This window comes from Micromonospora craterilacus, from assembly GCF_003236315.1.
Taxonomy (GTDB): Bacteria; Actinomycetota; Actinomycetes; order Mycobacteriales; family Micromonosporaceae; genus Micromonospora; species Micromonospora craterilacus.
Genome location: NZ_POTY01000261.1, coordinates 1 through 9,485, shown reverse-complemented (window position 1 = coordinate 9,485; position 9,485 = coordinate 1). Strand labels below are relative to the sequence as shown.

Genomic DNA, 9,485 nt, shown 5'->3' with positions numbered 1-9,485 from the left:
GCCGGTAACCCGATGGCGTACGTGGCCGCGATGCAGCCCGGCTGGAACCTCGGCAACAGCTTCGACGCCGTCGGTGCCGACGAGACAGCCTGGGGCAACCCCCGGGTCACCGCGGCACAGCTGGACGCCATCCGGGCGCAGGGCTTCAACAGCATCCGGATCCCGGTCACCTGGAGCAACCACCACGGGCCGGCACCGTCGTACACCATCGACGCGGCCTGGCTGAACCGGATCAAGGAGGTCGTCGGCTGGGCCCTGGACGACGGCTTCTACGTGATGATCAACATTCACCACGACTCGTGGCAGTGGATCCACGAGATGCCGACGAACCGGACCACCGTCCTGAACCGCTACAACGCGCTCTGGACCCAGATCGCCGCGGCCTTCCGGGACGCCTCACCGAGGCTGCACTTCGAGAGCGTCAACGAGCCGCAGTTCGCCAACAGCTCCGGAGACGCGCAGAACGCGCAACTGCTCAACGAGCTGAACGTCAACTTCCACCGGATCGTGCGCGCCTCCGGCGGCAACAACGCCACCCGGATGCTGGTCCTGCCGACCCTGCACACCTCGGCCGACCAGCCCCGCGTCAACGAACTGGCCACCACCATCAGCCAGCTCAACGACCGCAACCTGATCGCCACCGTGCACTTCTACGGCTACTGGCCGTTCAGCGTCAACGTCGCCGGCGGCACCCGCTTCGACGCGACCACCCAACAGGACCTGACCGACTCCTTCGACCGGGTCTACAACGCCTTCGTCACCCGAGGCATCCCGGTGGTCATCGGCGAGTACGGGCTGCTCGGCTTCGACCGGCACACCGGCACCATCCAGCAGGGCGAGAAGCTCAAGTTCTTCGAGTTCCTCGGCCACTACGCCCGCAGCCGGCAGATCACCACCCAGCTCTGGGACAACGGCCAGCACTTCAACCGGACCACCTTCCAGTGGCGTGACGCCGAGCTGTTCGCCCAGATCAAGTCGAGCTGGACCACCCGGTCCGGAACGGCCTCGTCCGACCAGGTGTACGTGCCGCGTACCGGCTCGATCACCGCCAAGTCGCTCACCCTGAACCTGAACGGCACCACCTTCCAAGGGTTGCGCCAGGGCAGCACCAACCTGGCGCAGGGCACCGACTACACCGTCTCCGGCAACCAGCTCACCATCACCGCGAGCGCGCTGACCCGACTGGTCGGCAGCCGGGCGTACGGCGTCAACGCCAGCCTCCAGGCCCGGTTCTCCGCCGGCGTCCCGTGGCGGATCGACGTGATCACCTACGACACGCCGGTGCTGTCGAACGCCACCGGATCGACCGGCTCGTTCGCCGTCCCGACCCAGTTCCGTGGCGACCAGCTCGCCACCATGGAGGCGAAGTACGCCGACGGCAGCAACGCCGGCCCGCACAACTGGACCTCGTTCAAGGAGTTCGACGTCACCTTCGCCCCCGACTACACCGGCAACCGGATCAGCCTGACCTCCACCTTCTTCGGTGAGGTACGCGACGCCGCCCCGGTCACCCTCACCTTCCACTTCTGGAGCGGTGCGCAGGTGACCTACCGCGTCACGAAGTCCGGCAGCAACGTCACCGGCGTCACCGGCTGACCCGCCCGCGCCACCGGCCGCCACCGGGCGGCCGGTGGCGCCCGGCCGTCATGATGGACTCATGATCCGATTCGTGCTGAACGTGCTGTGGCTCATCTTCGGCGGTGGCATCGTGCTGGCGATCGGCTACGGCATCGCCGCGCTGATCTGCTTCGTACTCATCGTCACCATCCCGTTCGGGGTCGCGTCGCTGCGGCTGGCGTCGTACTCGCTGTGGCCCTTCGGCCGCACCCTGGTGCCCAAGCCGGGCGTCGGGGTGGCCTCCGGCATCGCCAACGTCATCTGGGTGGTCCTGGCCGGCTGGTGGCTCGCCCTGTCCCACATCGTCGCCGGCGTCAGCCTCTGCCTCACCATCATCGGAATCCCGTTCGGCGTGGCCAACTTCAAGCTCGTCCCGGCCGCGATCTGGCCGCTGGGCCAGGAGGTCGTACCCGCGCCGTAGCTCACGGCGTTCGGCCGGCCGTCACCACCGGCCGTCCGCGCGCAGCACCTGCTCGCCGCTGACGTAGAGGTCGTCGGCGGCGAGCAGCAGCAGTCGGACGACCTCCGCGGCGACCTGCTCCGGCTGGGCGTACACCTCGTCGAGGAACTCGGCGCCGGCGCGCTCCTGCAGGCGCGTCGGCATCGGTCCGGGATGCAGCTGCATCACCTTGACCCGGTTGCTCTGCTGGGCCTCGGCCAGCGACTCGACCAGGCTGGCGCCGTAGCTCTTGGTGGCCCGGTAGACCGGGATGCCCGGCCGCGACCTGGTCACCGCCAGCGCCCCGACGTACACCACGTTGCCCTGGCGCTGCCGGGTCAGGTGGTGCAGCGCCTCCTTCAGCACGTACGTCGTGCCGAGCACGTTGACCTCCACGGCCCGCCGGATCCGCTCCGGGTTCAGGTCGAGCAGGTCACCCCCGGCCCACACCGAGGCGCAGTGGGCCACCCCGCCGATCACGCCGTACCGCTCGACCACCCCCGCGAACAACTCCCGCACCTGCTCGTAGGAGGTGATGTCGCAGGCCGCCCCGGGGCAGTCCAGCTCGTCGGCCACCGCCGCGACCTCCCACGGCTCGTCGCCGACGACCACCACCCGCTGCCTACCGAGCAACCGGCGGGCGACGGCGAGTCCGAGCCCGCTCGTGCCACCCACCACCACGAAGGTTCCGCCAGCCATGACCCTCACCGCCTCACCGGAGCGGGCGCTGCCTTCCCACTTGTGCGGCCCTCACACCCGGTCCGACCTGCTCGGTAAAAGACCGTCGGGGTCCGGACGTACGCCTCGGGACCCGCCGCCGCATGGATTCGTGGACGACGGGAAAACGAGGCCCGCGGGGTGGCAGCGCAGTAGATGTGACGCCGCGGGGCACGGACGGGACTGAGATCCGCCGGGGCGGGTATGCGCGCCCGGTGACGGAGTGCACGCCGGAGGCGGAAAGGGCAGGTCCGGGCGCTGGCGGGTCGACGCGGCCGGCGCTCCGCCGCACCGACGGCGGACGGCTGACCGGCCGGATCCGGCCCCCCGTGCCGGGCCGGGACAGCACCGGCCGGGTGGTGGTGGTGTCGGCGGACATCGGGGCCGGACACGACGCCGCCGCGGACGAACTGTCGCACCGGCTGGCCGGCCGGGGCCTGCGGGTGGACCGGCTGAACTTCCTGTCGCTGCTCCCCCGTCCGCTGAACACCACGGTCCGGGAGACCTACCGGGGCCTGCTGCGCTGGTTGCCGTGGTGCTACGACGCGCTGTTCAGCGCGACCGGCCGGTCGCCGTCGTCGGTGGAGCTGCTCCGCGCCACGCTGCGCCCAGCGGTCCGCCGGATGCTGGGCCGGCTGCCGACGGACACCCGGGCCGTGGTGACGACCTTCCCGTTCGCCAACCAGCTCCTCGGGCCGATGCGGACCGCCGGGCTGATCACCGCGCCGCTGGTCACGTATGTGACCGACTTCGCCGTGCACCCGACGTGGATCTCGCACGGCGTGGACCTGTACTGCGTCGTGCACGAGCTCTCCCGGCAACAGGCCGTGGCCGGCGGCGCGGGCCCGGTGCGGGTGGTCCGTCCGCTGGTGAACTCCCGCTTCGCGGCACCGGCCGAGCTGACCGCCCGGGCTGCCCGCCAACGCTTCGGGCTGCCCGAACAGGCCCGGCTGGCGTTGATCGTCGCCGGTTCCTGGGGCATCGGGGACGTGGCGCGGACCGCGGCGGAGGTGCTGGCCACCGGCTGCGCCGAGCCCGTCGTGGTGTGCGGGCGCAACGAGCGGCTCTACCGCCGGCTCCGGCGGTTCCCCGGGCATGTGCTCGGCTGGGTGGACGACATGCCCACCCTGATGCGCGCCGCGGACGTGGTGGTGGAGAACGCGGGCGGCCTCACCTGCCAGGAGGCGCTCGCCTCCGGCCGGCCCACGATCACCTACCGGCCCATCCCCGGGCACGGCCGGGCCAACGCCGCCGTCCTCAGCCGCTCCGCACTGACCAGCTACATCGCCTCTCCGCAGCGGCTGCGGCCGACGCTGACCGAGCTGATGGCGCGGGCCGGGGACGCCGGCGCCGGCCCGGACGACCGGGTCGACATGGCTTCCGTCGTCGCCGAGGCCATCCCGCCGGTGGGGTGGGGATGGCCGGGTTGAGGCGCAGCCGACGCCGGGATCTGCTGCGCGGCGGCGCCCTGGTCACCTTCGGGGCCGGGCTCGGGGTGGTCGGGTTCGCCGAGGCGGCGGATGTGGCCGACCGGAAGCTGCCGGTGCGCGGCGGTGCGGCGAGCGCGGTGGTGCCGGGCCACCCCGACCTGCTGGGCGGCGGCCGGCTGGAGATGAACTGGTTGGTCCGGACGGAACGCAAGCTCGTCGCGCTCACCTTCGACGACGGGCCGGGGCCCAACTGGACCCCGATGGTGCTCGACACCCTGCATCAGCACGGCGTGTCGGCCACCTTCTTCATGGTCGGCGAGCGGGCCCGCAAGCACGGCGAGCTAGTCCGCGGCCGGCTCGCCGGGCACGAGGTGGGCAGCCACAGCTGGGCGCACCACGACCTGGCCCGGCTCTCGTACGAGGAGGCGTGCGAGGACCTGGCGCGTACCCACCGGGAGCTGGTCGCGCTTACCGGGCAGGAGCCACGACTGCTGCGCCCGCCGTACGGCCATCTGGCCGGCAGCACCACGGCGGCGGCCGTCCGGATGGGGTATCAGGTGGTGCTCTGGTCGCAGCAGATGCAGGAGGCGGACTTCCCCGGCGACCCGGCCGGGCAGGCGCGGCGGATCATCGCCGACATGCAACCCGGCACCATCCTGCTCGCCCACGACGTGGGCGAAAGGCATCGTCTGGTCTCGCTGCGCGCGTTGCCCGAGATCATCGACCAGTTGCGGGCGCGCGGCTACGAGTTCGTCACGGTGTCGCAGCTGCTGGCGGTCCGGCAGTGACTTCGACCCGCCGGGGGCGCGGACGTGGCGACCCGCCGCCGGCGGCGTCAGCGGATGTTCGCGGTGTGGCCGAGGGAGTATCGGCCGGGCTGCGGCCAGATGGTCAGGCCGTGCGGTCCCCGGCCCACCGGGATCCGGGCCAGCAGCTTGCCGTCCTGGGTGCTGATCACGTAGACCTCGTTGTGGTAGCGGCCGGACAGCCACAGCTTGCTGCCGTCGGCGGACAGTCCACCCATGTCCGGGCTGCCGCCGCCGGGGATCTTCCAGGTCGCGGTCGGCTTGAGGGTGGCCAGGTCGAGGACGGTGATGCTGCCGGCGTCCCGGTTGGTGACGTAGGCGAGCTTGCTGTCCCGGCTGAAGTAGATGCCGTGCGCGCCGCGGCCGGTGGGGATGAAGCCGGTCTGCCGGGTGGCCTGGGCGTCGAAGACGTACACGCCGTGGGCGTGCATGTCGGCGACCAGGAAGTGCTGCCCGTCCGGCGTGAGCCGGGTGTCCTGCGGCATCCCGTCGGAGGTCTCGGTCAGGGTGAACTCCCGCAGCTTGTCGAGGCTCACGGTGTCCAGCACGATCATCCGGTTGGCGAACTCGCAGCTGAACAACATGATCTTGCCGTCGGCCGAGTAGTCCATGTGGTTGATGCCCGCGCACTCCGGATACCGCTTCGAGCGCACCCGCTCCCAGCTGCCCAGGTCGTAGAAGTCCAGCCGCTGGTACGCCTCGGCGACCACGATCGCCTGCTTGCCTTCCGGGGTGAAGTAGAGGTTGTAGACGTCCTCCAGTCTCCGGAACTCGCCGGGCTTGCCGGTGCGGGGGTCGATCGGCACGAGCCCGCCGTCCGGGATCTTGCTGGAGGCGACGTACAGCGTCCGCAGGTCGTACGACGGCACCACGTGCTGCGGCTCGGGGCCACCCGGGAAGGTCTCCACCACCTGGTACGTGTTCGGGTCGATCACCGACACGTCGTTGCTCTGCGTGTTCGGCACGTAGACCAGGGCCCTGTCGTCGCGTACCTGGTCGGCCAGCATGTCGGCGCCGGCCCCCGCGTACACGTCTCCCGCCCGCGAGTAGGTTGGCATTCCCGCGACCAGGGGGCCGAACGGCGACGGGCTGGCGGCCGGCGGCGTCCGGGGTGGCTGTCGCCGTTCCTCGGCGGCGGTGCAGCCGCTGCCGGCGAGCAGTAGCACCACGAGGGCAATCCTCCGATTTCGCCTCATTCCGGCATTTTAGGCGTCTTTTCCTGGGCCCGGTCAGCTATCCGCAACGGGGACGCTCACAGCAGGTGTCGGCGAGTCAGCATGCGCAACGCGACGTAGCCGATCGGCGCGGGTATCCAGAACGTCGCGAGCCGGTAGATCAGGACACCGGCGACGGCGGTGTCGATCGGCACGCCGTAGAGCAGCAGCCCGGAGACCAGGGCCGCCTCGGTGGCCCCCAGGCCGCCCGGCGTGGGCGCGGCGGAGGCGACGCCCTCCCCGACCACGCAGACCAGGATCACCGGGGGCAGTAGCGCGAGACTGACCGGTTGACCGACCGCGAGCAACCCGAAGTAGAGGCTGAGGCCGTAGGCCAGGGTGAGCGCCACGGCCGACACGACCAGCAGGGTCAGCCGGTGCTGGTGGGTCAGGGCCTGGAGCGCACCGACGCTCTGCCGGGCCACGGTACGGCCGCGATGGCGCAGGCGCGGCACCGAGAGCACCGCCGTGGCGGCCAGCAGGACCACCACGACCCCGAGCAGCAGCGGCAGCGCCTTGCCGGTGGCGGCGTGTTCGACGGTACGGGTGGGTTGGCGTGCGAAGGGCAGCAGCACGGGCAGCAGCAGCGCGACCGACACCACCCCGGCCGTCCGGGAGACCGCCACCACGGTGGCCGACTCGGCGGTGCTGAACCCCTTCTGGTGCAGGTAGCGCAGGCTCAACGCGGCACCACCGACGCTGCCCGGGGCCAGCCGGTTGGCGAAGGACGCGGCCACCTGCACGATGTTGGCCTCCCCCAACGGGATCCGGTTGGCGGAGGCCAGCCGCAGCACGAGCGCGCTGAGCAGGTAGGTGGCGACCGAACCGAGCGCGGTCGCGACGAGCGCCAGCGGGTGCGCGTGGACCATCAGGTGCAGCGCGGTGCGTACCTCGCCGACCTGCGGCAGCAGGACGTACACCAGCAGGCCGAGCGCGACCAGCAGCAGGATGCCGCGCCGGGAGATCCGCACCACCCGGGCCAGCCGCGGCTCCCGCTCCGGGCAGCGGCGCAGGATCTCCTCGCGTACCTGCTCCAGCAGGCCGGGTGTCCGCCGCAGGGCGTCACGACCGGCCCGGGAGACGACCGGCCGTTGCAGGTACGGCAGGCTGTCCGCGACCTGCGCGGCACCGATCTCGGCCATCGCGGTGCCGACCGCGGTCGCCGGATCGACCCGGCCGGCGAGCGTGACCAGCAGCTCGACGAGGTCCCGGGCCTGCTGGTCGGCCGGGGCGCCGTCGATGCCGAACCCGAAGTCGACCAGATGGACGACCCGGCCGCCGACCATGATGTTGGCTGCCCGCAGGTCCCGGTGCGCGATGCCGGCCCGGTGCAGCCGCGCCACCTGCCGGCACACGTCCACCACCGCCGAGACCGGCAACGGCCCGACAATCGAGTCCAGCGGGGCGGCGTCGACGAACTCCTGCACCAGCACGGCGTCGCCGTCGGGCAGGGTGGCGGTCGTGACCACCGCCGGGACGCGGACGCCCGCCCGCTCCGCCAGCAGGGTCAGGTACGTCTCGTGGTCGCTCTGCTGCTTCGCGCTCAGGTACGGCGGCTCGTCGGCGACGTGCCGGTAGCGCAGCCGCCGGTAGAGCTTGTACGCCCAGTCCGCGTCGCGTTGCTGCCCGCCGGTCACCTTGACGAACAGCCGCCGCCCGTCGGCGGTGACCGCCAGCCAGGGCCACGAGCCACGGGCGTCGCCGGTCAGCGGCTCCAGGCGTACCACGTCGAAGCCGCGGTGCCGCAGCACCCGGCGCAGGCCGCCGGCGGACCGTTCCGGGCCCACGTCCCCGACCATCAGCCGGGTCAGGCACACCGCGAGCCAGCCGACCAGGAGCCCACCGATGGTGTCGACGGGCAGGTGCGCGCCGACGTGTATCCGGGCCACGGCGACCACGAAGATGGTCACCCACAGCAGGCGGCGCCAGCGGGGACCCACGGCACGCGCCGCCGCTAGGGCCAGGGCGGTGGTGACCGCGACGTGCCCGGAGGGATAGCCCAGCGAGCCGGTGATCGTGTCGTGCAGCGTGACGTCGGCCAGCAGGGCCGCCGGCCGCTGCCGGGCCACCACGGCCTTGTTGGCGAGCGCGAGCCAGTACGCCAGGTTGCCGGCCAGCAGCAGGTCCCGCGCCAGCGCGTACCGCCGCAGCAGGCCGGCGAGGGCGGCGCTGGCGAACACCGCGAGGTACGAGCCGACCTGCATGATCACGACCAGCACCGGTGTCACACCGGCCGGCAGGCGGTTGAGCAGCGTGAACAGGTCCCGCTCCCACGCCGCGACCGGATGCTGGCGTACCAGCAGGCTCAACGCGACCAGCAGGCCGGCCGAGACGGCCAGGCTGACCAGCAACGCGGGCGACGGGCGGTGCGTCCGGGATACCACCAGTCCTCGCCTTCCCCGGAGGCGGTCGTGGGCCTGCTGTCGAGTCGAACCCTACGGGCTCGCCCGGTGCCGCTCGGCGGTTTTCCGCCGTTCAATCGGCGGGTCCCGGGCCGGCCGGAACGCCACAATCAGAGGATGGACTGGGTGCTGGCCTTGATCACCGGGCTGCCGCCGGTGGTCGTGCTGGCGCTGGTGTTCCTCCTGCCCGCATTGGAGTCCTCGACGTTGCTGGGGCTGGTCGTGCCCGGCGAGACCGCGGTCCTGGTCGGCGGGGTGGTGGCGCACGGCAGCGGGCTGCCGCTGTGGGCGGTGATCGCCGCCGCGACGGCCGGTGCGTGCATCGGCGACCAGATCGGCTACCTGCTGGGACGGCGCTACGGACCGGCGGTGCTGGCCCACGCGCCCGCCGTCGCGCGCCGCCACGTGGACCTCGACCGGGCGCGGCGGCTGGTGTCCAGCCGGGGCGCCGCGGCGGTGGTGGTCGGCCGGTGGGTGGCCGTGTTGCGGACGGTGGTCCCGATCATCGCCGGGGCCAGCGGCATGCGCCGGGCCGCGTTCGGCTGGGCGAACGTCGCCGGCGGGCTGGTGTGGGCGACGGCGGTGGCGCTGCTGGGCTACCTCGGCGCGGCATCCCTCCACTACCTGGAACGGGAGTTGGGCATCGGCACGCACGCCCTGCTCGCCGTGGTCCTGCTCGCTGCGGTGCTGGCGGTGTGGCGCCGCCACCGGGCGCGCCGCGCCCGCCAGGACCACTGACCGATGACGGCAATCGGCCTCGCGGCATGGTCCACGTCGGTAGCGTCAGGGACTGGTCGGGACACCTCGCGGCGAGGTTTCCCGACCAGTCCCTGACGCTACCGACGTGGACCATGCCGCGA

Annotated in this window: 8 protein-coding genes; 5 read left to right on the top strand and 3 right to left on the bottom strand. The window is 72.1% G+C overall.

Annotated elements, in window-relative coordinates:
* Both C1I95_RS28625 and C1I95_RS28620 read left to right on the top strand, forming a co-directional pair.
* A partial coding sequence (locus C1I95_RS28625) for a cellulase family glycosylhydrolase (protein WP_111218469.1) occupies positions 1–1,596 on the top strand: 1,596 nt, incomplete at its 5' end.
* Positions 1,597–1,657: 61 nt separating this feature from the next.
* The gene (locus C1I95_RS28620; protein ID WP_111218465.1) at positions 1,658–2,038 is read left to right on the top strand and encodes a YccF domain-containing protein; all 381 of its coding nucleotides are present in this window, start codon (positions 1,658–1,660) and stop codon (positions 2,036–2,038) included.
* A 21-nt stretch (positions 2,039–2,059) separates the two neighbouring features.
* Here C1I95_RS28620 and C1I95_RS28615 read toward each other — a convergent pair whose 3' ends face one another.
* Complete coding sequence (locus C1I95_RS28615; protein WP_111218463.1) at positions 2,060–2,755, bottom strand: SDR family NAD(P)-dependent oxidoreductase; 696 nt, start codon at positions 2,753–2,755, stop codon at positions 2,060–2,062.
* 323 nt (positions 2,756–3,078) lie between these two features.
* On the opposite strand from C1I95_RS28615, the gene C1I95_RS28610 reads away from it, so the two are divergent.
* Both C1I95_RS28610 and C1I95_RS28605 read left to right on the top strand, forming a co-directional pair.
* Positions 3,079–4,203 carry an MGDG synthase family glycosyltransferase gene (locus C1I95_RS28610; RefSeq protein WP_111218467.1) on the top strand — a complete coding sequence of 375 codons (1,125 nt, stop codon included), beginning with the start codon at positions 3,079–3,081 and terminating at the stop codon, positions 4,201–4,203.
* On the top strand, positions 4,191–4,991 hold the full coding sequence (locus tag C1I95_RS28605) for a polysaccharide deacetylase family protein (protein WP_111218461.1): 801 nt from the start codon (positions 4,191–4,193) through the stop codon (positions 4,989–4,991). Before C1I95_RS28610 ends, C1I95_RS28605 begins: the two co-directional genes overlap by 13 nt.
* A 47-nt stretch (positions 4,992–5,038) precedes the next feature.
* On the opposite strand, the gene C1I95_RS28600 is transcribed toward C1I95_RS28605, so the two are convergent.
* Together C1I95_RS28600 and C1I95_RS28595 are read right to left on the bottom strand one after the other, a co-directional pair.
* Positions 5,039–6,178, bottom strand: a complete 1,140-nt coding sequence (locus tag C1I95_RS28600) for a YncE family protein (RefSeq protein WP_233513947.1) — start codon at positions 6,176–6,178, stop codon at positions 5,039–5,041.
* 83 nt (positions 6,179–6,261) lie between these two features.
* Positions 6,262–8,607, bottom strand: coding sequence for a lysylphosphatidylglycerol synthase domain-containing protein (locus C1I95_RS28595; protein ID WP_111218457.1), 2,346 nt, complete (start codon positions 8,605–8,607; stop codon positions 6,262–6,264).
* Between the two features lie 135 nt (positions 8,608–8,742).
* On the opposite strand from C1I95_RS28595, the gene C1I95_RS28590 reads away from it, so the two are divergent.
* Complete coding sequence (locus C1I95_RS28590; protein ID WP_111218455.1) at positions 8,743–9,363, top strand: DedA family protein; 621 nt, start codon at positions 8,743–8,745, stop codon at positions 9,361–9,363.
* Positions 9,364–9,485: the final 122 nt, after the last annotated feature.

Coding starts and splice junctions, on each gene's coding strand:
- C1I95_RS28590 (WP_111218455.1), top strand. CDS start 8,743: ATGGACTGGGTGCTGGCCTTGATCACCGGGCTGCCGCCGGTGGTCGTG.
- C1I95_RS28615 (WP_111218463.1), bottom strand. CDS start 2,755: ATGGCTGGCGGAACCTTCGTGGTGGTGGGTGGCACGAGCGGGCTCGGA.
- C1I95_RS28605 (WP_111218461.1), top strand. CDS start 4,191: ATGGCCGGGTTGAGGCGCAGCCGACGCCGGGATCTGCTGCGCGGCGGC.
- C1I95_RS28620 (WP_111218465.1), top strand. CDS start 1,658: ATGATCCGATTCGTGCTGAACGTGCTGTGGCTCATCTTCGGCGGTGGC.